General features: G+C 64.5%; 22 protein-coding genes and 1 tRNA gene. 12 read left to right on the forward strand and 11 right to left on the reverse strand.

Annotation, left to right across the window (positions count from 1 at the left end; genetic code table 11):
* Window positions 1-80 precede the first annotated feature (80 nt).
* A complete protein-coding gene (locus tag I6F24_RS14470; protein WP_028138614.1) occupies window positions 81-329 on the forward strand; it encodes a hypothetical protein in 249 nt (82 codons plus the stop codon).
* Between the two features lie 56 nt (window positions 330-385).
* Here the strand turns inward: I6F24_RS14470 and I6F24_RS14475 are convergent, their stop codons facing one another.
* The 3 genes from I6F24_RS14475 to I6F24_RS14485 all read right to left on the reverse strand — a co-directional run bounded on the left by I6F24_RS14475 (window position 386) and on the right by I6F24_RS14485 (window position 3,315).
* Complete coding sequence (locus I6F24_RS14475) at window positions 386-1,333, reverse strand: fatty acid desaturase (RefSeq protein WP_225149354.1); 948 nt, start codon at window positions 1,331-1,333, stop codon at window positions 386-388.
* A 15-nt stretch (window positions 1,334-1,348) separates the two neighbouring features.
* Entirely contained in the window at window positions 1,349-2,365 is a 1,017-nt protein-coding gene (locus I6F24_RS14480) for an alpha/beta fold hydrolase (RefSeq protein ID WP_225111539.1), read from the reverse strand.
* A 146-nt stretch (window positions 2,366-2,511) separates the two neighbouring features.
* Window positions 2,512-3,315, reverse strand: a complete 804-nt coding sequence (locus I6F24_RS14485) for an MBL fold metallo-hydrolase (RefSeq protein WP_225149355.1) — start codon at window positions 3,313-3,315, stop codon at window positions 2,512-2,514.
* A gap of 179 nt (window positions 3,316-3,494) precedes the next feature.
* Here I6F24_RS14485 and I6F24_RS14490 point away from each other — a divergent pair, with 179 nt between their 5' ends.
* Window positions 3,495-4,694 carry an MFS transporter gene (locus I6F24_RS14490; RefSeq protein ID WP_036021013.1) on the forward strand — a complete coding sequence of 400 codons (1,200 nt, stop codon included), beginning with the start codon at window positions 3,495-3,497 and terminating at the stop codon, window positions 4,692-4,694.
* A gap of 203 nt (window positions 4,695-4,897) precedes the next feature.
* A complete protein-coding gene (locus tag I6F24_RS14495; protein WP_036021010.1) occupies window positions 4,898-5,848 on the forward strand; it encodes an AraC family transcriptional regulator in 951 nt (316 codons plus the stop codon).
* Between the two features lie 35 nt (window positions 5,849-5,883).
* Here the strand turns inward: I6F24_RS14495 and I6F24_RS14500 are convergent, their stop codons facing one another.
* The 3 genes from I6F24_RS14500 to I6F24_RS14510 form a co-directional block, all read right to left on the reverse strand.
* On the reverse strand, window positions 5,884-7,497 hold the full coding sequence (locus I6F24_RS14500; RefSeq protein ID WP_225149356.1) for an acyl-CoA synthetase: 1,614 nt from the start codon (window positions 7,495-7,497) through the stop codon (window positions 5,884-5,886).
* A 578-nt stretch (window positions 7,498-8,075) separates the two neighbouring features.
* Window positions 8,076-9,302 carry an ABC transporter substrate-binding protein gene (locus tag I6F24_RS14505; RefSeq protein ID WP_225111535.1) on the reverse strand — a complete coding sequence of 409 codons (1,227 nt, stop codon included), beginning with the start codon at window positions 9,300-9,302 and terminating at the stop codon, window positions 8,076-8,078.
* 54 nt (window positions 9,303-9,356) lie between these two features.
* On the reverse strand, window positions 9,357-10,061 hold the full coding sequence (locus tag I6F24_RS14510) for a DJ-1/PfpI family protein (protein WP_225111534.1): 705 nt from the start codon (window positions 10,059-10,061) through the stop codon (window positions 9,357-9,359).
* Window positions 10,062-10,168: 107 nt separating this feature from the next.
* Between I6F24_RS14510 and I6F24_RS14515 the strand changes: the two genes are divergently transcribed.
* On the forward strand, window positions 10,169-11,146 hold the full coding sequence (locus I6F24_RS14515) for a GlxA family transcriptional regulator (RefSeq protein ID WP_225149357.1): 978 nt from the start codon (window positions 10,169-10,171) through the stop codon (window positions 11,144-11,146).
* 66 nt (window positions 11,147-11,212) lie between these two features.
* Here the strand turns inward: I6F24_RS14515 and I6F24_RS14520 are convergent, their stop codons facing one another.
* Both I6F24_RS14520 and I6F24_RS14525 read right to left on the reverse strand, forming a co-directional pair.
* Window positions 11,213-11,989: a cyclase family protein gene (locus I6F24_RS14520; RefSeq protein ID WP_225149358.1), complete on the reverse strand. Its 777-nt coding sequence runs from the start codon at window positions 11,987-11,989 to the stop codon at window positions 11,213-11,215.
* A gap of 72 nt (window positions 11,990-12,061) precedes the next feature.
* On the reverse strand, window positions 12,062-13,051 hold the full coding sequence (locus I6F24_RS14525) for a fumarylacetoacetate hydrolase family protein (protein ID WP_225149359.1): 990 nt from the start codon (window positions 13,049-13,051) through the stop codon (window positions 12,062-12,064).
* Window positions 13,052-13,163: 112 nt separating this feature from the next.
* Here I6F24_RS14525 and I6F24_RS14530 point away from each other — a divergent pair, with 112 nt between their 5' ends.
* Genes I6F24_RS14530 through I6F24_RS14550 form a run of 5 tightly spaced genes read left to right on the forward strand, consistent with a single transcriptional unit; the run spans window position 13,164 to window position 17,129 of the window.
* On the forward strand, window positions 13,164-14,084 hold the full coding sequence (locus I6F24_RS14530; RefSeq protein ID WP_225149360.1) for an ABC transporter substrate-binding protein: 921 nt from the start codon (window positions 13,164-13,166) through the stop codon (window positions 14,082-14,084).
* 12 nt (window positions 14,085-14,096) lie between these two features.
* Window positions 14,097-14,801 carry an FCD domain-containing protein gene (locus I6F24_RS14535; RefSeq protein ID WP_225126625.1) on the forward strand — a complete coding sequence of 235 codons (705 nt, stop codon included), beginning with the start codon at window positions 14,097-14,099 and terminating at the stop codon, window positions 14,799-14,801.
* Window positions 14,798-15,604 carry an ABC transporter ATP-binding protein gene (locus I6F24_RS14540; protein WP_036020982.1) on the forward strand — a complete coding sequence of 269 codons (807 nt, stop codon included), beginning with the start codon at window positions 14,798-14,800 and terminating at the stop codon, window positions 15,602-15,604. Before I6F24_RS14535 ends, I6F24_RS14540 begins: the two co-directional genes overlap by 4 nt.
* Complete coding sequence (locus I6F24_RS14545; RefSeq protein WP_109142297.1) at window positions 15,601-16,365, forward strand: ABC transporter permease subunit; 765 nt, start codon at window positions 15,601-15,603, stop codon at window positions 16,363-16,365. The genes I6F24_RS14540 and I6F24_RS14545 overlap by 4 nt, the downstream gene beginning before the upstream one ends.
* A complete protein-coding gene (locus I6F24_RS14550; RefSeq protein ID WP_225149361.1) occupies window positions 16,362-17,129 on the forward strand; it encodes an ABC transporter permease in 768 nt (255 codons plus the stop codon). The genes I6F24_RS14545 and I6F24_RS14550 overlap by 4 nt, the downstream gene beginning before the upstream one ends.
* 77 nt (window positions 17,130-17,206) lie before the next feature.
* Here I6F24_RS14550 and I6F24_RS14555 read toward each other — a convergent pair.
* A tRNA-Met gene (locus tag I6F24_RS14555) sits at window positions 17,207-17,283 on the reverse strand.
* Between the two features lie 386 nt (window positions 17,284-17,669).
* Between I6F24_RS14555 and I6F24_RS14560 the strand changes: the two genes are divergently transcribed.
* The gene (locus I6F24_RS14560; protein WP_225149362.1) at window positions 17,670-19,268 is read left to right on the forward strand and encodes a choline dehydrogenase; all 1,599 of its coding nucleotides are present in this window, start codon (window positions 17,670-17,672) and stop codon (window positions 19,266-19,268) included.
* A 188-nt stretch (window positions 19,269-19,456) separates the two neighbouring features.
* Here the strand turns inward: I6F24_RS14560 and I6F24_RS14565 are convergent, their stop codons facing one another.
* Window positions 19,457-20,218: an SDR family oxidoreductase gene (locus I6F24_RS14565; RefSeq protein ID WP_225149363.1), complete on the reverse strand. Its 762-nt coding sequence runs from the start codon at window positions 20,216-20,218 to the stop codon at window positions 19,457-19,459.
* Window positions 20,219-20,339: 121 nt separating this feature from the next.
* Between I6F24_RS14565 and I6F24_RS14570 the strand changes: the two genes are divergently transcribed.
* Window positions 20,340-20,852, forward strand: coding sequence for a CvpA family protein (locus I6F24_RS14570; RefSeq protein ID WP_036021099.1), 513 nt, complete (start codon window positions 20,340-20,342; stop codon window positions 20,850-20,852).
* Between the two features lie 128 nt (window positions 20,853-20,980).
* A complete protein-coding gene (locus tag I6F24_RS14575) occupies window positions 20,981-21,763 on the forward strand; it encodes an SDR family oxidoreductase (RefSeq protein WP_035997153.1) in 783 nt (260 codons plus the stop codon).
* Window positions 21,764-21,923: 160 nt separating this feature from the next.
* Here I6F24_RS14575 and I6F24_RS14580 read toward each other — a convergent pair whose 3' ends face one another.
* Entirely contained in the window at window positions 21,924-22,400 is a 477-nt protein-coding gene (locus I6F24_RS14580) for a DUF3775 domain-containing protein (RefSeq protein ID WP_035997316.1), read from the reverse strand.
* Window positions 22,401-22,448: the final 48 nt, after the last annotated feature.

Below are 22,448 nucleotides of genomic sequence, written 5' to 3' on the forward strand. Positions count from 1 at the left end.
TGCCATGAACGCGATCGCGTCTCGTCTCGACGGAAATGCAGGGACGCAACAATGGCCCTAGCGCCGAATGGAGAATGAAGATGTTTCGTAAGCTTGCACTTGGTCTGATCGCCGCCGGCTCGCTCGGCGTTGCCGCTCTCGCCCCCACCGCGGCCTCGGCCGGCGGCTTCCATCACCATCATGGTCATCACCACTGGGGTCCCGGCTGGGGCTTTGGCGGTATCTACCTCAACACCGGCGTCAGCAATTGCTATCAGGAGCGCCTGGTCCGGACCCGTCACGGCCTGCGCGTGCGCGTCGTGAACGTCTGCGCCTACGGGATCTACTGATATCTCGATATCACGACAAAGCTCCGGTCGCATCGCGGCCGGAGTTTTGCGTTGAGCTAGCCGGCCTGCCGCTGCCGGCGAAACCAGGCCCAGGTCTCGCGCGTCGTTCTGATGTAGCCGCGGCCGCGATGGACGATCTCGCCGTCGACGATCGCGTTCAGCTTCGGCAGGGCGTGAAAGGGGATCGAGGGATAAGCGTGGTGCTCGACATGATACGGCATGTTCCACGCGAACCATTTGACGATAGCACCGGTGTAAGTCGTGCGGGTGTTCTGAAAGGCGCTGCGGGTGCGGTCGCAACCGGTATGCTCGGCGTAGAGATAGGGCCGCAGGAAGAACTGCCCGATCACGAGCGGCACGATCCAGACCCAGAGCAGCAGCGCTGAAGAGAACCACAGCGACAGCGCGAGCAGCAGGGCGTAGAGCGCGACATAGGCGCGCGCCTCGGCCACAATGGTGCTGCGCTTGCTCTCGGGAATCCATGGCACGACGACCTTGCCGGTGATCGCGTGGCCGAGCATCAGCCGCAGACGGCCGGCGACCTGGAGCAGGCCGCTATAGGCGAGCGCAAGCTGGGTGTCGGACGTCGGCTTCACGCCAACGATCAGCTCGGGATCCCTTTCCGGGTCCTGCGTGTAGCGATGATGGTCCCAGTGAAACAGATAGTAATATTCGTAAGGCAGCCCGATGATGAACGCCGAGAGATAGCCGACGCCGAGATTGAGGCCCCGGCTCCTGAATGCCGTCTTGTGCGCGGTCTCGTGCACCGCCATGAACAGGAAGGCGACGACATAGCCCTGCACCACTATCAGCGGCAGCGCCCAGAGCGCGCCCCAGCTCGACGAAACCTTCCAGATCAGCACGCCCACCAGCACAATCACGCTGTAATGGCCGAGGCTCTGCACCGCACCTCTGATGTTGGAGCGAACCGACAATTCGCGCAGCGTGGTGGGCGTCAGGGGCTTCAGGCGATGGCCGGCGTCCGGAATGGTTGCGTCGCTCATGGTCGGTTGCGTGCCCTACTTGCGGAGAAGCTCGGCGAGCTCGGCCTTGATGAAGGCCTGTTCGCGGGGATTGTTGATGGGATTGCCGGCGCGATGGCCATGCAGCGACGGGATCGGATGCAGCACCGCGGATCTCGCGTTGACGAGCTTGCCGAGTTCGTCCTCGTTGTCGTGCACGTCGAAATAACGGTCAGTCGCGCCCGGCATCAGCAGCATGTGGGCCTTGATCGCCGCCAGCGCGCGATCGAGATCGCCGGCGAATGCCCCACACCGACTGATGTCGCCACGCTGCCAGATGCCGATCTGCGCCAGAAGATCGTTGGCATCGCGCCGCGCGAAGGTCGCATCCCAGGCGCGGACGAGATAATCCTCGAGTGAAGTGAAGCCGGCCTCGCGCCAGAGCTCGTCGCGGTAGAAGCCGTGCGACATCGCCCAGCCGGCATAGACGCGTCCCATGGCGCGGTAGCCGGCGACGGGTTTTTCGAGGAAACGACCATCGCGGAAGGCGGGATCGGCCGTAAGCGCGGCCTTCACGCTTTCGAGGAAGACGTAGTTGTACGGTGAGCAGCGGGCGCTGCCGCAGACGATCGCGGCGCGCTCGACCATGTCCGGATGCAGCGCCGACCAGTGATAGGCCTGCATGCCGCCCATCGACCAGCCATAGACCAGCGCAAGCTTCGAGATGCCGAAGCGCTCGGTGAGCAGCCGGTGCTGGACCGCGACGGCATCGTGATAGCTCACTTCCGGGAACGGCGCGGGCGTGTTCGAGGGCGACGACGACAGGCCGTTGCCGAACAGGTTCGGGATGATGATGAAGTAGTGCGTGGGATCGAGCACGCCGTCGGGCCCGATCAGCCATTCAATGTCGGTGTGCTGGGCGCTGAACGAGGTCGGATAGAGGATGACGTTGTCTTTGGCCGGGCTCAGCGTGCCGTAGGTCTTGTAGGCGAGCTTCAGCGCGGGAAACACGGACCCGGATTGGAGCGTGACGTCGCCAGCCTCGAAGATGTCGTAGTCGCGCTGCGCCGTCATGCACTCAGCTCCCGCTCACGGAGGCCTTCTCGGCGTCCGCGATGCATCGATCATGCCGGCTTTCGCCGGATGCGTCGCTTTACTTATAGTGTACTATTAGTACAGTTATTCGGCGCCGGCAAGATGAATCCGGTCCGCAACCCGGCTCAGGCGATGGCCGCGAGATAGCGCGCGACCGACGCAGCAAACGCCGCCTTGGCACCGCTGGCGATGTTGCGGCCCCACCAGGCGCCATAGATCCGGTCGAAGGCGAACGGCTCGACGGCTGACGCAATCCGCCGCACCGCGGCGGCGTTGAGCGGCATGTAGTTCGGATAGGAATACATGAAGCTGACGAAGCGCCGGTCCATCGTCACCTGCGCGATATCTCCCGTGAGCAGCGCGCCCTTGCCGTCCACACCACGCGCATAATGCAGCACGGTGGCGCCGGCGAAGTGGCCTCCGGTGCGCAGCAGCAGCACGTCGTCGGAGAGGCGATGGCTTTCGCCGGTCCAGTGCACGATCGCCGGATGAGGCCGCGTGACAAAGGCGCGATCGTCGGCGTGCAGATAGACCGGCACGCCGCCGAACCTGTCGCTCCAGTCGGCGACCGCGCCATAGTAATGCGGATGCGAGATCGCGATGGCCTTGAGACCGCCGAGTGCTGTGATGTGATGGATGGCCTCGTCGGTCGCGAGCGGAATGCAATCCCACATCACGCAGCCGTCGCCGTCAGGCACCAGCAGCGCTCGCTGCCCGATGGCAAAGCTCGGCTCCATGCCGATCCCGGTCAGGCCGAGATCGTCGCGCCCCACCAGTCGGTGCTTGCGCGCGAGCTCCTCGCGCGTGAGGAAGGCTTGACCGTCCCAGCCGACGAACTGGCGCTCGTCCTCGCAGATCGGACAGGCCGCAGGGGGTTTTCCGCTATCCGGGAATTGAGCGCCGCAGGTTGCGCAGGTCCAGAGGGGCATCGCGCTGATCCATCATGATCCAGTCTTGCAAGACATGACGTCGCACTCGCCGGATCGCAAGAGCAACCGGAACCAACGGGTTGAGAGCAGGTTAAGTTCTGGTCCGCCCGGGCACCCGCCCGCCGAGTCCGCATCATGCGAGATCCGATTAGATCGGCAGCATCAAGTTCAGCGTCTCGATGACATCTCGCCCTTCAACGTCTCGCATCTGGCCCCTGTTCGCGCTCAATTTCTTCATGGCCGACATGCAGTCGGGCATCGGGCCGTTCGTCGGGGTCTTCCTTCAGGAACGCGGCTGGGCGACCGGCCTGATCGGCACGGCAATGACGATCGGCAACGTCGCGGGCATGCTGGTCACGACTCCGATCGGCGGCTTCATCGATTCCAGCCGCAACAAGCGGCTGTGGGTGATCATTCCCGGCATCTGCGTTGTCTCGGCGTCCGCAATCATCCTGATCTCGCAAAACTTCTGGGCGGTGACGTTCTCGCAAGTGGCGCAATCGCTGGCGAGCGCCGCAATCGTGCCGGCCGTCACGGGCATCACGCTCGGCATCGCCAAGCAGAAGGGCTTCAATGCGCTCAACGGCCGCAACCAGGCGTACAACCACGCCGGCAACATGGTCGGAGCCGCGCTCTCAGGCTATCTCGGCTACAAGTATGGCTATTTTGCCGTGTTCGCGCTGGCGGCCCTGTTCGGCGCCATCGCGATCGCTTGCGTGCTGATGATTCCAGCCAAGGCGATCGACGATCGCGCCGCGCGCGGCAGCAAGGAGGACGATTCCAAGGCGCCGCCGGATGCGATGACGATGCTGCTGAAGCACAAGGCGTTGCTCGTGCTTGCTCTCGCCCTCGCGCTGTTCCACCTCGGCAATGCCGCGATCGTGCCGCTGTACGGACTTGCCGCGGTCGCCGAGGGACAGGCCAACGGCCCGAGCTTCGTCGCAACCACCGTGGTGATCGCACAGGGCGTGATGATCGTGACCTCGCTGATCGCGATGAAGGCCGCGAGCAAGCGCAATTACTGGCCGGTGATCCTGGTGTCTTTCATGTTCTTGCCGGTCCGCGGCGTGCTCGCCTTCTTCGTCACGGGATGGTGGGGCGTCGTGCCGATGCAGGTGCTCGACGGCATCGGCACCGGACTGCAAACGGTCGCCGTCCCCGGCATGGTCGCGCGCGCGCTCAACGGCACCGGCCGCATCAATCTCGGCCAAGGCGCCGTGATCACCGTGCAGGGCGTCGGCGCGAGCCTCAGCCCGGCTCTCGGCGGCTGGATCGCGCAATGGATCGGCTATGGGCCGACCTTCCTGCTGCTCGGCGGCTTTGGCCTGGCGTCGATCGCGCTGTGGCTGGCCTTCAGTGCGGCGGTGAAGAAATATTGAGCGACAGCGCCGTATGGCAGTCGCGGCGCAACGTGCCCGCCTTCGATCTGCCCAATAAGCAGGCTGCGGCACCTCGTCGCTGGCTCAGCGCGTAGGTGCGAGTGGTTTTTTGCGCAATCTGGCGCTTTTCCAGTTGCCGCATCCCCGGCGCGCCGACGAAAGTGCGGACCGCAATGAATCGGCAATAGGCGTTCCGGCGATCGATGACCCAGCCGCAGCTCTCATTCGATGGCGACCCGAACGGTGCGGCCTATGAACAATGGCGCGAGCAGTTTTGCCGTCAGGTAGCGAACGTCGATTTCGTGCCGGTTGGTGAAGGGCGCGTTCACCGAACCATTGCGCCTGCCATTCTTCCCCGCCTCAGACTCTCGGCCTCGTTCGGCACGCCGATGTCCTTCGTGTCATTGGGAACGAACGACGAGTTGGTGATCACGACGTCGCCCAATTCGGCATTGCGTGGGGCCATGGGGAAACGGCCACTGGAGGTCGCCGCCGGCGACATCACGATCGGCGATCCCTCGATCAAGGGGGCCCAAATCACGCAACTGGCGTATGGTAATTTCCAGACCGCGCTGCTGCCGCGAAAGGCCCTGCTGCGCGCCTGCCCGAATGCCGAGGACCTGATCGCGGGGTCGATCTCCGGCGCCAACCCGATCACATCGATGTTCCTGCGATATTACGATCTCGCGCATGCGCACGCGGACAAGCTCGCGCCGGCGGAGCTCGATGCGGTCTCGCAGCACCTGTTCGACCTCGCCGTCCTGATGCTCGGCGCACGCGGCGATGCCGCCGAAGAGGCTCAATTGCGCGGCCTTGCGGCGGCGCGCTTCGAAGCGCTCAAGTCCGACATCCTGGCGCAGCTGGACAGCCCCGCATTGTCGCTGTCCGACCTTGCAGCCACGCACCGCATCAGCGCGCGCACGATCCAGTTACTGTTCGAGAAGGCCGGCATCACCTATAGCGGCTTCGTGCTGGAGCAACGATTGCTGCGCGCCGAACGACTGCTGCGAAATCCTGCGATGCGCAGCCGCAAGATCATCGAGATCGCGCACCTCGCCGGATTTCACGACGTCTCTTACTTCCATCGCGCGTTTCGCCGCCGTTTCGGAGCGACGCCCGACGACGTCAGGAAGCTGGCTGGCGAGGCCGAATAGGCGAGTTCGCCGCGACGGCGCCGGAACGGCGCCTGCTACGTCCCAAAGCTCTTTTGCACCGCCTTGTCGAGCGTCTCGCCGCCGACGAAGCGCTGGCGCAGCTCGCGCTTGAGCAGCTTGCCGCTCGGATTCTTCGGCAGGGCGTCCACGAAGATCACGCGCTTGGGCACCTTGAAGTGGGCCATATGGCCGGCGCAATGTCTGATGACGGTTTCTTCGTCGAGCTTTGCCCCGGTCTTGACCACGACGATGGCGGTCACCGCCTCGATCCAGCGCGGATCGGGCAGGCCGACGACCGCGACTTCGGAGACCTCCGGGATGCGATAGACCATCTCCTCGACCTCGCGGCTCGCGACGTTCTCGCCGCCGGTCTTGATCATGTCCTTGACGCGGTCGACCACGGTGATGTGGCCTTCCTCGTCGACCGTGGCGAGATCGCCGGAATGAAACCAGCCGCCGGTGAATGCCGCTGCGGTCTTGACCGGATCGTTGTAATAGCCGGAGAGCAGATGCGGCGAGCGATGCACGATCTCGCCGACTTCGCCGACCTTGACGTCCTCCATCGCTGTGTTGACGACGCGCGTCTCGACGTTGAGCACGGGCTTGCCGGCGGAGCCGGCCTTGCGGAGCTGATCCTCCGGCCGCAGCACGGTCGCGAGCGGCGCGATCTCGGTCTGGCCGTAGAAATTCCAGAACTTTACGGCCGGCAGCCGGCGCTGCAATTCGAGCAGCACCTCCACCGGCATGATCGAGGCGCCGTAATAGCCCTTCTGCAACGTCGACAGATCGGTCTTGTCGAAGTTCGGCGAGCGCAGCATCGCGATCCAGATCGTCGGCGGCGCGAAGAACGAGGTGATCCTGTGCGCCTGGATCAGCGCCAGGATGTTGTCGGCCGTCGGCTTGCCCGTGATCACGCCGGAGGCGCCGAGATACACCTGCGGGCCCAGGAACACATCCAGCTGCGCGCAATGATAGAGCGGCAAGGCGTGCAGGAACTTGTCGTCCACGCTCATGCCGCCGTCGATGATGCAGCTGACATACTGCCACATCACGGCTTCATGGGTCAGCATCGCGCCCTTGGGCAGCGATTCCGTGCCCGAGGTGTAGACGATCTGCGCTAGATCGCGGCTGTCGACCGAGGCGTCCAGGAACGAGCCGTCGGGATGCAGGAGATCGTCGAAGGTGGTGAGGTCTGCAGGCGGCGCGGCCGGATCCTCGCCCGGCAGCCAGATCATCTTCTCGACCGCGCAATCCTTCGCGCTCGCCGCGCGTCCCGGCCCGACGAAATCGGGTCCGGTCGCGAGCAGCCTTGCGCCGGAGCTCTTCAGGATGAAATTGATCTCGTCCGGATTGAGCATGAAGTTGATCGGCACCAGCACCGCGCCGATCCGCGCCGCCGCGAAGCGTAGCGCAGCAAAGGCGTGCGAGTTGCGCGAGAGCACGGCGAGGCGGTCGCCCTTGCCAACGCCGAGGCCGAGCAGGCCGCGGCCGAGCCGGTTGCAGATCGCATCCATCTCGGCAAAGCTCCAGCTGACATCGCCGCAGCTCACGGCGAGCTTGCTCGGCTCACGGCCTGCGGAGCGGCGCAGGAGATCGCCGATGGAATGCTCGCGCGCTTTCGAGATGGTGGCTGCAATGTCGCCGGTCATTTCTTCCCCGTGGAATTTCGCTCGGCTCAACGCTCGCGAGCTTTCGTGTTTCGCGGAACGTAGTCGGCGCTGTCAGCGACGTCAAATTGCACGGGGCAGATCAAAACTCGCGAAAACAACCCCATGCACAGTAGACGGGGGCTGCAAGATCAATGGGTTAGGTGTGGAGCCGGATTGGGTGCGGGTCGGGCAGGCTTTCAGGAGCCAAGAGGCCGAGGAATCGTGGTGACTCGCCTGTCCGGCTCGCCCAAGCGAGCCGAGGCGAATTGGCCGCGATCGTTGCCGCCCATTCCGAATGGGGTCTCTCGCGATTTGCTTCGTCGGGCAAAACAGGAGCATAGTGGCATCATCGCAGGAGGTCGGGCGGGCCGGGATGTGGCGGCGCCTTTCGGCGAGCGAGTTGCGCGGTTGAGGCTCGTCAGGCCTTTTTGTTTTCTCCAACGTTGGCCGATGCACAGTCGGAGTTGGCGCGGTCCAGCACTGTCACCGTGGCGCGGTCCAGCACCGTCACCGTAATGCGCGCCGACCAAGCCCGCGATCACGATTATCCATCAGATCGCGGGTTTGGCACTCCAACCTCAATTGCCCCGCTTGACCAGCGGGCATTCACTGTCAGCCAGCGAAGCGTAGACTTCGCCGCTTGGAATTTTCTCGAGCACGTTATAGTACTCCCAGGGTGCCTTGACCTCGGACGGATCCTTCACCTGCACAAGATAGAAGTCGTGCACGAGCTTGCCGTCGTCGCGCAACCTCGCGCCGCGTGCGTAGAAATCGTCGACGGGCGTCGAGCGCATCTTCTCCAGCACTGGATCCGTCGCATCCGTGCCTGCGGCAGCGACTGCTTTCAGATAGTGGCTGACGCCGGAATAGACCGCGGCTTGCGGTGCCGTGGGCATGGCGCTGCGAAGCTTGAAGAAGCGCTGGCCGAACGCCCTGCTCTCGTCATCCAACGCCCAGTACCATGCCGTCAGCGTGGTCAGGCCCTTGGCGGTTTTCGGGCCCATCGCATGAACATCAGTGTCGAACATCAGTTCGGCCACCGGCTTCTGGCTTCCCGTGTTCATGCCGAACTCGTTCCATTGCTTCATCAGGTTGACGAGCTGGTCGCCGGCATTGGCGAAGGCGATCGCCTTGGCGCCGGACGCCTTCGCCTGCAGGATGAAAGAGCTGTAGTCCGCGTTGCCAATCGGGTGATACACCGCGCCGAGCGACTTGCCGCCCGCCGCCGCCAGCACGCGCTGCGATTCCGACACCATGTTCTTGCCGAACGCGTAATCGGCCGCGATGAAGAACCAGGTGTCGTAGCCCTGGCTGACCAGGGTGCGGATCGGTCCCGACACCAGATTGTAGGAATCGTGCAGCCACGCCAGGCCGTTTCGCGAACATTGTTTGCCCGTCAGTTCGGTGGTCGCCACCGCCGAGTAGACCGCAATCTTGTTCTTGTCACGCGCCAGCGACTGGATCGCCAGCCCCACGGCCGAATTGGAGACGTCGGCGACCATGTCGACGCCGTCGACGTCGAACCATTTGCGGACAATGCCGACGCCGATATCGGGCTTGTTCTGGTGATCGGCGGCCAAAATCTCGACATTGATCGACGGCACCAGTTTCTGAAAGTCTTCCGCCGCCATCCTGGCTGCCGCCACGGAGCCCGATCCCGACAGGTCGGACAATGGCCCGGTCTGGTCATTGATGATGCCGATCCGGACCACGCGACCGGAGAGTTCGGCGGCGTGGGTGGGCAGAAAAGATGCGATGAAAGTCCCAACGACGAGAAGCGTAGCGATGCGGCCGTGCCAGTTCATGCGAACACCTTTCCAATAAGGGCGCTTGTGCCTTTCCTCCCTGTCTCGAACAGCTTAAGCCGCCGTTGCTCTCGCCTTGAGTTTAGAAACCGCCTTCTGCACCGCGGCTGCGCGCTTTTGCAGCCAAGGTTCGGCCTCGCGGCGCATGCGGGAAATCAGCTCACGCGGCGCATTCTGCACGGTGATGTCGAACGGCGGCTGCGGCTGATATTCCAGCATCAGCTGGAGGTTTTTTGCAACGTCTTCGCCGCAGAGTTCGGCGGCAACCTGAAAACCGAAATCGATACCGGCGGTGACCCCACCGCCGGAAATGCGGTTGCGGTCGACCACGACGCGTTCGTCGACGGCGATGGCGCCAAACGCAGCAAGCTGGTCGCTCATCAGCCAATGGCAGGCTGACCTGTATCCATCGATGAGGCCCGCGGCGCCGAGGATCAGACAGCCGGCGCAAACTGAGGTGATGTAGCGCGCCGATCCACCCTTGTCGCGAACGAAGGCAATCACCTCGTCATCGTCCATGGTGGCGACTTGTCCCGGACCGCCGCCGATGCAGAACACGTCCAGATCCGGGCAGTCGGCAAAGGTCGTGGTTGGCAGCAGCGGCAGACCGACGTCGCTGACGACGGGCTCGATGCGCTTCCACAGCAGGTGCATGCGGACGTTCGGCAGACGGGCAAAAACTTCGAATGGTCCGGTGACGTCCAGTTGCGTCATCCCAGGATAGTACAGAATTCCGATTTCGATCCGCTTGCCGGACATGGAGCCCTCCTAACGTTGGATAACTCATGTTGACAGCGGAGGGCCTTTGCCGAAATGTCATAACACACGCAATTCCTGCCAAGCCTTCCCTGCTCAAGGGGCTGCCAATGGCCCGTTCCGCCCCCCGCCGCGTGGTCTTCGTCCTTTTCGACGACTGTCTGCTGCTCGACTTTGCCGGACCGCTACAGGCCTTCGAACTGGCCTGCGAAACGTCGAAAGCGGGGCGCGCGCCCTATGTCTGGCAGATCTGCTCGTTGAAAGGCGGGTCGGTCAAAACCTCGTCCGGTCTGGAGGTGATGACGACCGCCCTCGCTGACTGCGACCACAAGAACATCGACACCCTCATGGTGGGTGGCGGTCCCGGCGTCCATCGCGCCGCTGCAGAAGCCGCGCTGGTCGATTGGTTTCGCCTGGCAGCGCCGAAGGCAAGGCGCGTCTGCTCGGTCTGCACGGGCACATTCATCCTCGCCGCAGCCGGGCTGCTGCGCGGGCGGCGCGCGGTCACCCATTGGGGTTCCTGTGACCTGCTGCGCGCAAAACATCCCGACGTTTCGGTTCAGGTCGACCCGGTCTTCGTGCATGACGGCGGCATCTGGACATCGGCAGGCGTGACGGCCGGCATCGATCTGGCGCTCACGCTGCTGGAAGATGATCTCGGCCATCGCGAGGCCATGCGCATCGCGCGGCGCCTCGTCGTTTTCCTCAAGCGGCCCGGCGGGCAGGCGCAATTCAGCGTGCCGCTGTCAATGCAGGCCTCGGAAGATCGGGCTCTCGAAAAAATTTCGAGCTGGATGCAAGAAAATCTCGGCCGCGATTTGCGTGTCGAAAGTCTCGCCGAACGAGCGGGCATGAGCCCGCGCACCTTCGCGCGCGTGTTTCGCCAGAAGACCGGCCGCACGCCCGCCAAGGCGGTCGAAGAGCTTCGCGTCGAGGCTGCCCGGCACGCGCTGGAAGAGTCCGCCTCCCCTATCAAGGAAATCGCCGCGCGCGCAGGCTTTCAGAGCGAGGAGCATCTACGCCGCGCGTTCCGCCGCCGCCTGAACGTGCTGCCGCATGACTACCGGGTTCGATTCCATCAAGGGTAGAGACAACAAGCGACGGGCGGGGTGGCTCGACCTTTTGACGCCATGGGCGCCCAACGGGACAATAAGCTACCCCTCCAAAATCGCGACCGCTCGCGTCCATCCCGCCGAGGCTCGCTCGATCTTCACGGGGAAGCATGACACCTTGAAGCCGGTTGGCGGCAGCTGTTCGAGATTGTGCAGCTTCTCGAGATGGCAATAGCCGATATGGCGTCCGGCCTTGTGGCCTTCCCAGATCAGGCTGGCGTCTTTCGTCTCGGCATATTTCTTCGCGGTGTGAACGAACGGCGCGTCCCAGCTCCAGCCGTCGATGCCGGTCAGGCGCACACCGCGCTCGAGCAGGTACATGGTTGCCTCATAGCCCATGCCGCAGCCCGAGGTAACGTAGTCCTGCCGGCCATATTTGGCGCCGGCGCTGGTGTTGACCACGACGATCTCGAGCGGCCTCAGCTCGTGGCCGATGCGCTTGAGCTCGGCCTCGACGTCCTTGGCCGTCGCGACATAGCCGTCCGGCAAGTGCCGGAAGTCGAGCTTCACGCCGGGCTGGAAGCACCATTCCAACGGCACCTCGTCGATGGTCCAGGACCGCTCGCCGCGATTCATGGTCGGGTGAAAATGCCAGGGCGCATCGAGATGCGTGCCGTTGTGGGTGGAGAGGCTGACCTGCTCCACCGCCCAGCCCTGGCCATCAGGCAGATCCTCGGCCTTCAGTCCATCGAAGAACTGCAGCATGCGCGGCAGGCCCTGCTGATGATTGATGTACTGGATCGTCGGATGATTGCCAGGCGGGTCGGCCGGCACGTCGTTCTGGAGGGGGACGGAGATGTCGATCAGCTTGCTCGTCATGGCGCTTCCTCGTTGATTGTTCTCGTTGGCGGCAGTCAGGCGTCGCTTCAAGCGCGCCTTCAGACGCCCCCTTCAGGTTTCTTGCCGCTCGACGCGATTCTTCAAAATGCCGATCTTCTCGACCTCGAGCTCGATCGTATCGCCATGCTCGAGAAACCAGCCGAGCTCGAGGCCGCAGCCATTGCCGACCGTGCCGGAGCCGATGAATTCACCGGGCATCAGCGTCTCGTCCTGGGAGACGTGCGCGATGATCTCCTCGAAAGAAAACAGCATGCCCTCACTCACGCCTTTCGAGCGGGTCTCGCCGTTGACGCGCGCTTCCATCTTCAGCTTGTAGGGATCACCGATCTCGTCCGGTGTCACGATCCAGGGCCCCATCACGTTGCCGCCGTCAAAACTCTTGCCCTTGGCAGGGCCGAGCCGTCCCTCCATCTCGATGCGCTGGGCGTCGCGCGCGGAGAAATCATTGAAGATGGTGTAGCCGAAGATGTGATCCCCAGCCTTCGCAGGCGTGATGTTGGCGCCCTTGTTCTTGGTGATGATCCCGAATTCGAGCTCGTAGTCCATCACCTTGCTGTAGCGCGGCCATTTCACCGTGGTGTTGGTGCCACGGACGCTGAAGCGGTTGGTGATGTAGAAGATCGGCTGCTTGCGATAGACCTCGGGCAATTCGCCGAGCGGCTCGGCGTCGATGCGCGCCAGTTCCGCCATGTCGCCCCTGGCGCGCGCGGCGAGCTTCTGCTGCCCGCGCGGCGCCTGCAGGATATGCAGGGGAAACGACATGCCGTCGCGCATTTGCCTCGGCTCCGGCACCGGCGCGAGGATGTCGACGGCGCTGACTGCCGCCGACAGGGTCGCGTCCTGGGCGTGCTTGTCCAGCAGAGCCCGGGCCCGATCGAGCGCGCGGGGCCCGGCGTCGATCAGCGCCAGCATCGAGCCGAAGGCCGGATCGGCCCCGCCGTCCCGTGCGGCCGCCGCGGCGAGGTCGAACACTTGGCTGTCATGGCTGTGTACGGCGCCGATCTTCTCCTGACCGGCCGTTCTGAATGTTGCGAGCTTCACCTTGGGCACCCCTTGCTATCGTTTCGAATATATGATCAGATAAAATATCGATAAACAAGAAGGAAAAATATAAAATGGGGAGAACGCAGTGAGGCGAACGCGGATCAGAGCGATGTTGGCAGGTCTCGTGCTCGGGATGTCTGCCGGCTTGACGGCGCCCGCGCTGGCCCAGGCCAAGATCCAGATTGGCTGCACCGCGACCTCCGACTGCGCTTCGGCCATGGTGGCAGTGGACGAAGGCATCTTCAGAAAGCACGGGCTGAACGTCGAGATGACGCCGATCGCGATCAATTCCAACATCCCGGCGGCGATCCTGTCGAACTCGATTCAGGTCGGCGGCCCCACCTCCACGGTCTTCCTGCAGGCCGTCGACGGCGGCCTCGACCTCGTCGCGATCGCCGGCGCCTCGGTCATGAACCCGACCTCCAACACGGCGATTGCGGCCTTCGTCCGCAACGGCATCACCATCAAGGATCCCAAGGACTTCATCGGCAAGAAGGTCGGCGCGCCCGGCCTGAACGCCTTCCTGCACGTGCTCTTCGTGAAATGGCTGGTCGAGAAAGGTGTCGATCCCCGAAGCGTCAATTTCGTCGAAGTCACCTTCCCGACCATGGCCGACATCATCAAATCAGGTGGCGTCGATGCGGTGCTCACGGCCGAACCGTTCGTCACGCGCATGAGCAATGCGGGGCTCGGCTCGGTTGGCGCGCGGTACGGCGCCGAGCTCGGCCGCACCGATCCGATCATCTTCTATGCCGCATCGCGCGACTGGGCGGAGAAGAATGTGGCCACCGTGAAGAAGTTTCGCGAGGCCGTCGCGGAGGCCGCCGCGATCGTCAACAGCGACCGCGAGAAGGCCTCGGCCTCGATCGCCAAGTTCACCAAGCAGCCGCTCGATCTCGTCAAGGCGACGCCGCCGAACCAGTCCGAGCCGAACCTCAAGCCGCAAAACCTCAGCTGGTGGATCGAGGTGATGTCGTCGCAGAAGATGCTGCAATCGAAGCTCGACACCGCGAAACTGGTGCTGAACTAAGGGATATCGACGATGCCAGCTCCCGAGCGCACTCTCGAACGCCTGCCGACGGAAGCCGGCACCTTGAGCGAGCGTGCCGCAAACCTCATCGAGCAGGACATCCTGGCGGGAGATCTCGCACCGGGATCGCGGCTGGGCATCCTCGACCTCGTGCAACGTTACGATATCGGCGCCACGCCCCTGCGCGAAGGCCTGTCGCGGTTGATGTCGCGCGGCCTCATCGTCGGCATCGGCCAGCGCGGCTTCCGCGTCGCCGAGGTCAGCCGCGAGGATCTCGCCGACATCACCTGCATGCGGACGGCGGTCGAGATCGAGGCGGTCAAGCTCGCCATCCTCCACGGCGATGCTGCCTGGGAGGCCGGCATCATCAGCGCGCTGCATCAGATGCGCCGACACATCGAGCGCACCGGCGACGAATTCCGCGAGGGCGCGGCGGAGTTCGACCGGCTGCACAAGGGCTTCCACACAGCGCTGCTCGCCGCCTGCGGCTCGCGGCGCATGCTGGCCGCCCACTCCGACCTCTACGACCAGGCCTACCGCTACCGCCGCGTGATGATGGGCGCCATCGACAGCGGCGAGAGATTCATCCGCAGTCACCAGATGCTCGCCGACCTCGTGCTCGCCCGCGACGTGGCCGCCGCGCAAAAAATGCTGGCGGCGCATCTGCACTCGACCATCGATTTCGTCTATCCGCAGGTGAGCGGGGAACAATCATGAGCGTCGTTGCAAGGCTCATTGAGGCGCGCGCCGCGCGGCGGCAGAAACCGCTGATCGCGTTCAATGCCGCGACGCTGCGGCTCGGCGGCAAGACCATCATCGAGAATCTCGATCTTCAGGTGCGGCCGGGCGAATTCCTCTGCATCGTCGGCGCCTCCGGCTGCGGCAAGACCACGGCGCTGCGGCTCGCCGCAGGTCTCTATCGCCCCACGAGCGGCGCGGTGACGTTTGAGGGCGAAGAGATCACCGAGCCGCGGCGTGAGGTCGCGATCGTGTTCCAGGATTACGGCAAGGCGCTGTTGCCGTGGCGGACCGCGGCCGGAAACATCTCGCTGGCGCTGGAAGCATCGCGCGTGCCGGCGCGCGAACGCGGCGCACGCATCGAGGCGCTGCTGCGGAAGGTCGGACTGCCCGGTCATGCCGACAAATATCCGACCGAGATGTCCGGGGGCATGCAGCAGCGCCTGCAGATCGCGCGCTGCCTTGCGCAGGAGCCGACCACCCTGCTGATGGACGAGCCGTTCGGCGCGCTGGATGCGATGACGCGGCAGGGCTTGCAGGACGAGGTCCTGTCGCTGACGCAGGCGAGCGAGACCACCGTGATCTTCGTGACCCACGATCTCGACGAGGCGATCTATCTCGGCGACCGCGTCATCGGCCTCTTGCCGCATCCGGGCCGGATCGGGATCGAGCTCGACGTCGACCTGCCGCGTCCGCGCGACCAGCTCGCCACCCGCGAGCATCCGGAATTCCTGCGGCTGCGCCGGCAATTGTTCGACTTCATCAAGGCGACCGAGCATTGAGCCTCGATCGCACCAAGCCCTTGCTGCTGCCGCTGGCGCTGGTGCTGGCGTTTGAGCTCTGGGCGCGCCTCACCCATCTGCAAAGCGACAGCCTGGCGCCGCCGAGCGCAATCCTCGCGGCGCTGGCCACGGCGCTCGCCGATCTCTCGATCCCGATCGCGACCCGCGACACGCTGTTCGCTGCCTTCGCGGGTCTTTCCATCGGCAGCGCCATCGGGCTTGCGCTCGGCATCGCCTTCGGCATTTCGCGTCCGCTTGACCGGCTGATGGAGGTGACGGTCGAGGCGATCCGCCCGATTCCCTCGATCGCGCTGCTGCCGATTGCGTTGATCGCGCTCGGCTTCGGCTACCGGATGGAGATCGTGATCGTGGCGTTCGCCTGCGTCTGGCCGATGCTGATCATGACCCGCAGCGCGGTGCGTAGCATCGAGCCGCGATTGATGGAAGTGTCGCGGGCCTTGCGGCTGAGCGCGCCGCAACGGATCGCGAAGATCGTGATCCCGGCCGCACTGCCGCGGATCTTTGTCGCCTTCCGCCTGTCGGCCGGGATCGCCCTGATCGTCGCGGTCACCGTCGAGATCGCCATCAACCCGATCGGCTTGGGTGCCGGCATCATGCTGGCACAGCAGGCCCTGCGCGCCGACCTGATGCTCGCCTATCTCGTCTGGATCGGCGCGATCGGCTACGCGCTGAACATGCTGTTGATCGCCGCCCAGCGCCGTCTGTTCGGCCGCGCCGCGCTCGCCGGAGACAATCCATGAAGCGCACCGCGATCCTCTGGCGTGTCGCAAGCGCCCTCGTCGCAGCCGGCTTCATCGCGGCGTGGCAACTCGTCGCCAATCTGAAGCTAGTGTCGCCGGTGTTCCTGCCCGGTCCGGACCGCGCCTGGGCCGCTTTGGTGCGCGGCTTTTCCAGCGGCGATCTCGCGGGCAAGCTCATCGGCACGCTGGAGCACATGGCCTATGGCTGGTTCGCCGCCTCGATCGCCGGCATTGCGCTTGGCGCGCTGATCGGTTCGTCCCGGATGATGCGCGCCTATGTCGCGCCGTCGCTGGAATTCTTAAGGCCCCTGCCGGTCTCGGCGATCATCCCGGTCGCAATCGCGATGCTCGGGCTGACGCAAGGCATGGCGCTGTTCGTGATCGCCTTCGGCGCGATCTGGCCGATCATGCTCGCAACCGTTCACGGCTTTGCCGCAGTCGAGCCGCGGCTCTATGAGGTCGCCCGCTCGCTGCAGATGTCGCGCACCGCAATCATCGCCAAGATCGCCCTGCCCTCGGCATTGCCGGATATCCTCGCGGGCATGCGGCTCAGCCTGACGGTTGCGCTGATCCTCTCGGTGGTCTGCGAGATCCTGGCCGGCCTCGACGGCCTTGGTCATTGGGTGCTGCTCTCGGCGCGCGCGTTCCGATCCGCAGACCTCTTCGCCGGCGTCATCCTGCTCGGTGCGACCGGATATTTGACGTCGGTTGCGATGTCACTGGTCGAGCAGCGGCTACTCGCCTGGCAGACCGCGGCGAGGTAGCGGCGATCCCATCGCCAAAACAAAAACGGCCCGCTTCGCGCGGGCCGTTTCCGTCTCGGATCCGGTCAATCCGAATTTGGTTGCGGGGATAGGATTTGAACCTATGACCTTCAGGTTATGAGCCTGACGAGCTACCGGGCTGCTCCACCCCGCGTTAAACCTTTGCGTGCCTTCGGTTAAATCCTGGGGACGGTCGGTTGAGGCCGGCGCTGGTCGCGCTGGCTTTCCACTTCCGTCCCAAAGGCTTCCTTGGAAGGCGACCCGAGGGGCAATGCCCGTCGGGTGCGGGGGGTATGTATCAAGGCGGGCTGCCTTTGGAAAGGGCTGCGGGAACGTTTTTTTCGACTTTATGACAGGGGAATCGACGAGTTTCCGCGCCGTTCCGCGCGCTCTTGCCAGAAGTTCCACAAACGGCCAGCCTGCGGCAACAAGATTAAGGCCGAAAACGCCGGGGTGCCGTTCCGGGAGGCGAAGCGAACCTCGAGATTCCGGGTTCGCGCTTCGCGCGCCCCAGAATGACGGTAAACGGGGGGACAAACATTGACCGACACATTCGACTTCGTCGTCGTGGGCGCGGGCTCGGGCGGCTGCACAATTGCGGGGCGGCTGTCGGAGGATGCGGGCACATCCGTCGCGCTGCTCGATGCAGGGGGACGCAACGACACCTGGCGGATCACGACGCCATTCGGGCTCGCGTTGCCCTATGCCGCGGCCAACTGGGCCTTCGATACCGTGCCGCAGAAGGGATTGAACGGCCGCATCGGCTATCAGCCGCGCGGCAAGGGCCTCGGCGGGTCCTCGGCGATCAACGCCATGGTCTATATCCGCGGCCACAAATGCGATTACGACCACTGGGCCGCGCTCGGCAATGCCGGCTGGTCATATGCGGACGTGCTGCCCTACTTCAAGCGCTCGGAGGACAACGCCGATTTCGACGGCGAATATCACGGCAAGGGCGGACCGCTGCATGTCAACCGGCTGCGCTCGGACAATCCGATTCACGACATCTTCCATCAGGCCGCACGCGAGGCGCAGTTTCGCATCCGCGAGGACTTCAATGCCGAGGACCATGAAGGGCTCGGCAGCTACCAGGTGACCCAGCGGGGCGGCGAGCGCTGGAGCGCGGCGCGGGCTTATGTGGCTCCTCACCTGGGCAAGCGCGCCAATTTGCGGGTCGAGACGGGAGCGCAGGCAACGAAGATCCTGTTCGAAGCTGGGCGCGCGGTCGGCATCGAATATGTGCAGGGCAAGCAGACAAGGCAGCTGCGCGCCCGCCGCGAGGTGATCCTCGCCGCCGGCGCCTTCCAGTCGCCGCAGCTATTGATGCTGTCGGGACTAGGCGACGGCGATGCGCTTGCCGCCCACGGCATCGGCGTCGTGCATCACCTTCCGGGCGTCGGGCGCAATCTGCAGGACCATCCGGATTTCGTGTTCGTCTACGCCTCCGACTATCCGCACTTCGTTCACGCCTCGCTCGGTCGGCTGCCATCCCTGCTGCGCGGTATCCAGCGCTATCGCCGCGAACGGCGCGGCGTGATGACCACCAATTTCGCCGAGTGCGGCGGCTTCCTGAAAACCCGGCCCGATCTCGACGTGCCTGATATCCAGCTCCACTTCGTCATCGCGATGCTCGACGACCACGGCCGCAAGAAGCACAAGGAGGCGGGCTTCTCGTGCCATTTCTGTCTGCTCAGACCGAAGAGCCGCGGCAGTATTGGGCTGAAGAGCGCCGATCCGCTCGCAGCGCCGATGATCGACCCGAACTTCTTGGGCGAGGCGGAGGATCTCGAGGCGATGGTCGCCGGCTTCAAGACGACGCGGCGACTGATGGAGACGCCTGCGATGCGGGCGCTGCAGAAGAAGGACATGTTCACATCCGACGTGAAGACGGACGAGGACATCCGCGCCATTCTGCGCGCGCGTGTCGACACCGTCTATCACCCCGTCGGCACCTGTAAGATGGGCACCGACGCGATGGCCGTGGTCGATCCGGCGTTGAAGGTGCATGGCATCGGAGGATTGCGCGTCGTCGACGCCTCGATCATGCCGACGCTGGTCGGCGGCAACACCAATGCGCCGACCATCATGATCGGGGAGAAGGCGGCGGATATGATCCGTGGAGAGATGCGGGCGAGTTAGGCGACGGTGTCGCGTCATATGCCGCTGTCGTCCCGGACAAGCGTAAGCGCCGATCCGGGACCCATAACCACAGGGAGAAGTCGTGCCGCGAGATGGCAACTCCGAGTCTTCGGCAAACCACGTCCTGTGGTTATGGGTCCCGGATCGGCGCGCGCTTGGGGCGCGCTTGTCCGGGACGACAGTTGGGCTCAATTCAGCAGGAACCCGCCGTCCACGGTCACCACGCTCCCCGTCATGTAGCGCGACGCATTCGACGCCAGCAGCAGAATCGCGCCGTCGAGATCGGACTCGGCGCCGACGCGGCGTTGCGGGATGCGCTTGGCGAGGCGCTCGCCTGCCGGCGTCGACCAGAAGGCGTGGTTCATCTCGGTGTCGATATAGCCGGGCGCCAGCGCGTTGATGCGGATGTTCTGGCCCGCGAGCTCCAGTGCCATCGCTCTCGTCGCCTGGATGATGCCGGCCTTGGAGATCGCGTAAGGCGAGAGCGCCTTCAAGACGCCGGTGCCGAGCACGGAGGCGATGTTGACGATGTTGCCCGGCTGCTTGCGCGCGATCATGCGGCGCGCCACTTCGGTTGCGAGGAAATAGGCGCCTTTGAGATTGGCACCGATCACGGCGTCCCAATCCGCCTCGGTCTGCTCGGTCGCGAGCTTCTCGATGGCGATGCCGGCATTGTTGATCAGCACGGTGACGGGGCCGAGCGCGGCCTCGGCGGCATCGACCGCCCTGGCGATCGAGGCGGTGTCGGTGACGTCGAGCGCGACCGCAGCGGCGCGACCACCCTTGCCGCGGATCTCCTCTTCCAGGCCCTTCAATTTGTCGGTCTGCCGCGCAGCGAGCGCCACGGCCGCACCATGCGCCGCCAGCACCCGGGCAAATTGCCGGCCGAGCCCCTGGCTCGCACCCGTGACGAGGATGGTTTCTTTACTGACGTCGAATAGGTCTGACATGACGCGTTCCTTGGACGGTTCCTTTAAGCTTTGGAGCCACCAATACAGACGATTTTAGCGATCTGAAACCGGAATGATCGGCTCGGCGTTCATTCGTTCCGTCGAGGCAGGGCTTTCGCGCATGAACAGTTTCGATCTCGCCGTCTATGCCGCGCTGGCAGTCGCGGTCGGCTTGGGGTTCAGGACCGGGCTGCTACGCAGCGCCATGACCATCCTCGCCTATCTGCTCGCCGCCCCGATCGCGGTGGCGCTGATGCCGCTGATCGCACCGCAGATCGCCGGCAATCCGAACTCGCCGCTGCTGCAGAACTGGATCTGGTTCTTCGCCATCTTCGTGGTCGTCGGCATGCTGTTCGGCCACATCGGCCGCATCGCGCTGAACGACACGATCGGCGAGGCCGGCCTCGGCGACCGGCTCGGCGGCGCGGCGCTCGGCGCCGTCAGGGTCGGCCTCGTCGCCACCACCTTGGTGCTGGTGTTCGATCAGATCGTGCCGACGAACCGCCAGCCGCCCTTCCTCGCCGGCTCGCATCTGCGGCCGCTGTTCTCGACCGCGGGCCAGATGGGCTTCAAGTCCCTGCCGCCGGAGGCTGCCGCCGCGATCGACCGCCTCAAGCAGGAGCGGCGGATCTGATCTGGCGCATTTGCATCGCTAGCCGCGAGGCGCATGCATTTTGGTGCGGGCCGATCCCTTATCAGCGGCATCACAGTTGGCTAATGTAGCCGCCGTCCAACCTGCCTGACATTTACGGGAGTGAAACAGTGGATCTTGGGATCAAAGGTCGCCGCGCCATCGTCTGTGCATCCAGCAAGGGCCTCGGGCGCGCCTGCGCCTTCTCGCTGGCGGAGGCCGGCGTTGACGTCACGCTGACCGCGCGCGGCGCTGATGCGCTGAAGAAGACCGCCGACGAGATCCGCAAGGCCTATCCCGACGTGACGGTCACCGAGATCGTCGGCGACATCACGACGCCGGCGGGCCGCGAGGCGGTGCTGAAGGCCTGCCCCGAGCCCGACATCCTGATCAACAATGCCGGCGGCCCGCCGCCCGGCGATTTCCGCAACTGGACCCGCGACGACTGGATCAAGGCGATCGACGCCAACATGCTGACCCCGATCGAGCTGATCAAGGCGACGGTCGACGGCATGATGGCACGCAAGTTCGGCCGCATCGTCAACATCACTTCGGCCGCGGTGAAGGCGCCGATCGACATTCTCGGCCTCTCCAATGGCGCGCGCGCCGGCCTCACCGGCTTCATCGCCGGCCTGTCGCGCAAGACGGTGATCAACAACGTCACCATCAACGGCTTGCTGCCGGGCCCGTTCGAGACCGATCGCCTGACCAGCACCGCGAAGGGCGAAGCCGACAAGCGCGGTGTCACACCGCAGCAGATCCTGGCCGAGCGCGCCAAGCTCAACCCCGCGGGGCGCTTCGGTCAGCCCGACGAATTCGGCTATGCCTGCGCCTTCCTGTGCGGCGCCAAGGCCGGCTTCATCACCGGACAGAACATTCTGCTGGATGGTGGCGCGTTCCCGGGGACGCTGTAGTCGCGTTTGCAGATGTACTCCCTCGCCCCGTTCTTACGGGGGAGAGGGTTGGGGTGAGGGGCTCTCTCCGCAAGCACGGTGACAGTCGGACTCGCGGAGACTCCCCCTCACCCGGCGCTTCGCGCCCACCTCTCCCCGCAAGCGGGGCGAGGTAAAATCATCACCGCTGCTTGGTCGGCTCGTCCTCATCCTGCTGGCTCGGAGCGGAGGAATCGGCGGTGGTGCGCTCATCGGTCCAGTCGATGCCGAATTCGTCGAGCCCGTTCGCGAGCAGATCGCCCAGCATGGGCTCGCCGAGCAGATAGTGCACCGTTTCGCGGCGTGGGCTGCCATATTCACGGCGCGCCTCCGACGCGCGGGCGCGCAGATCGTCCCAGTCATCGATCGTGCCGTCGCCGCGGCCGAGCCAGGTCAGCGCGACGAGGTCGAGCTGCTCGTCCTCGTTCAGGGCGATCATGAAGCTTCCGAGCTCCTGGACGACAGGATCGGAGCCATCGTCGTCGAGGACGTCCATCATATCGTCGTCGGCCGCGTTCGAGCCGGAGTCCGGATCAGAAGCCCCCTCCTTGACGTCGAATTCGCGCGCCTTCTCGATGATAAAGGCGACCTTTTCCGCGGAAATCGCAAGCTCTGGCATGGCGTCCTCTTCGGCTAGCATCCAGTTCCCCGCGATAACGCCACATCA

It is taken from the genome of Bradyrhizobium sp. BRP23 (assembly GCF_020194135.1).
Lineage (GTDB): Bacteria > Pseudomonadota > Alphaproteobacteria > Rhizobiales > Xanthobacteraceae > Bradyrhizobium > Bradyrhizobium yuanmingense.

Coding starts and splice junctions, on each gene's coding strand:
- I6F24_RS14470 (WP_028138614.1), top strand. CDS start 81: ATGTTTCGTAAGCTTGCACTTGGTCTGATCGCCGCCGGCTCGCTCGGC.
- I6F24_RS14475 (WP_225149354.1), bottom strand. CDS start 1,333: ATGAGCGACGCAACCATTCCGGACGCCGGCCATCGCCTGAAGCCCCTG.
- I6F24_RS14480 (WP_225111539.1), bottom strand. CDS start 2,365: ATGACGGCGCAGCGCGACTACGACATCTTCGAGGCTGGCGACGTCACG.
- I6F24_RS14485 (WP_225149355.1), bottom strand. CDS start 3,315: ATGCCCCTCTGGACCTGCGCAACCTGCGGCGCTCAATTCCCGGATAGC.
- I6F24_RS14490 (WP_036021013.1), top strand. CDS start 3,495: ATGACATCTCGCCCTTCAACGTCTCGCATCTGGCCCCTGTTCGCGCTC.
- I6F24_RS14495 (WP_036021010.1), top strand. CDS start 4,898: ATGACCCAGCCGCAGCTCTCATTCGATGGCGACCCGAACGGTGCGGCC.
- I6F24_RS14500 (WP_225149356.1), bottom strand. CDS start 7,497: ATGACCGGCGACATTGCAGCCACCATCTCGAAAGCGCGCGAGCATTCC.
- I6F24_RS14505 (WP_225111535.1), bottom strand. CDS start 9,302: ATGAACTGGCACGGCCGCATCGCTACGCTTCTCGTCGTTGGGACTTTC.
- I6F24_RS14510 (WP_225111534.1), bottom strand. CDS start 10,061: ATGTCCGGCAAGCGGATCGAAATCGGAATTCTGTACTATCCTGGGATG.
- I6F24_RS14515 (WP_225149357.1), top strand. CDS start 10,169: ATGGCCCGTTCCGCCCCCCGCCGCGTGGTCTTCGTCCTTTTCGACGAC.
- I6F24_RS14520 (WP_225149358.1), bottom strand. CDS start 11,989: ATGACGAGCAAGCTGATCGACATCTCCGTCCCCCTCCAGAACGACGTG.
- I6F24_RS14530 (WP_225149360.1), top strand. CDS start 13,164: ATGTTGGCAGGTCTCGTGCTCGGGATGTCTGCCGGCTTGACGGCGCCC.
- I6F24_RS14535 (WP_225126625.1), top strand. CDS start 14,097: ATGCCAGCTCCCGAGCGCACTCTCGAACGCCTGCCGACGGAAGCCGGC.
- I6F24_RS14540 (WP_036020982.1), top strand. CDS start 14,798: ATGAGCGTCGTTGCAAGGCTCATTGAGGCGCGCGCCGCGCGGCGGCAG.
- I6F24_RS14550 (WP_225149361.1), top strand. CDS start 16,362: ATGAAGCGCACCGCGATCCTCTGGCGTGTCGCAAGCGCCCTCGTCGCA.
- I6F24_RS14565 (WP_225149363.1), bottom strand. CDS start 20,218: ATGTCAGACCTATTCGACGTCAGTAAAGAAACCATCCTCGTCACGGGT.
- I6F24_RS14570 (WP_036021099.1), top strand. CDS start 20,340: ATGAACAGTTTCGATCTCGCCGTCTATGCCGCGCTGGCAGTCGCGGTC.
- I6F24_RS14580 (WP_035997316.1), bottom strand. CDS start 22,400: ATGCCAGAGCTTGCGATTTCCGCGGAAAAGGTCGCCTTTATCATCGAG.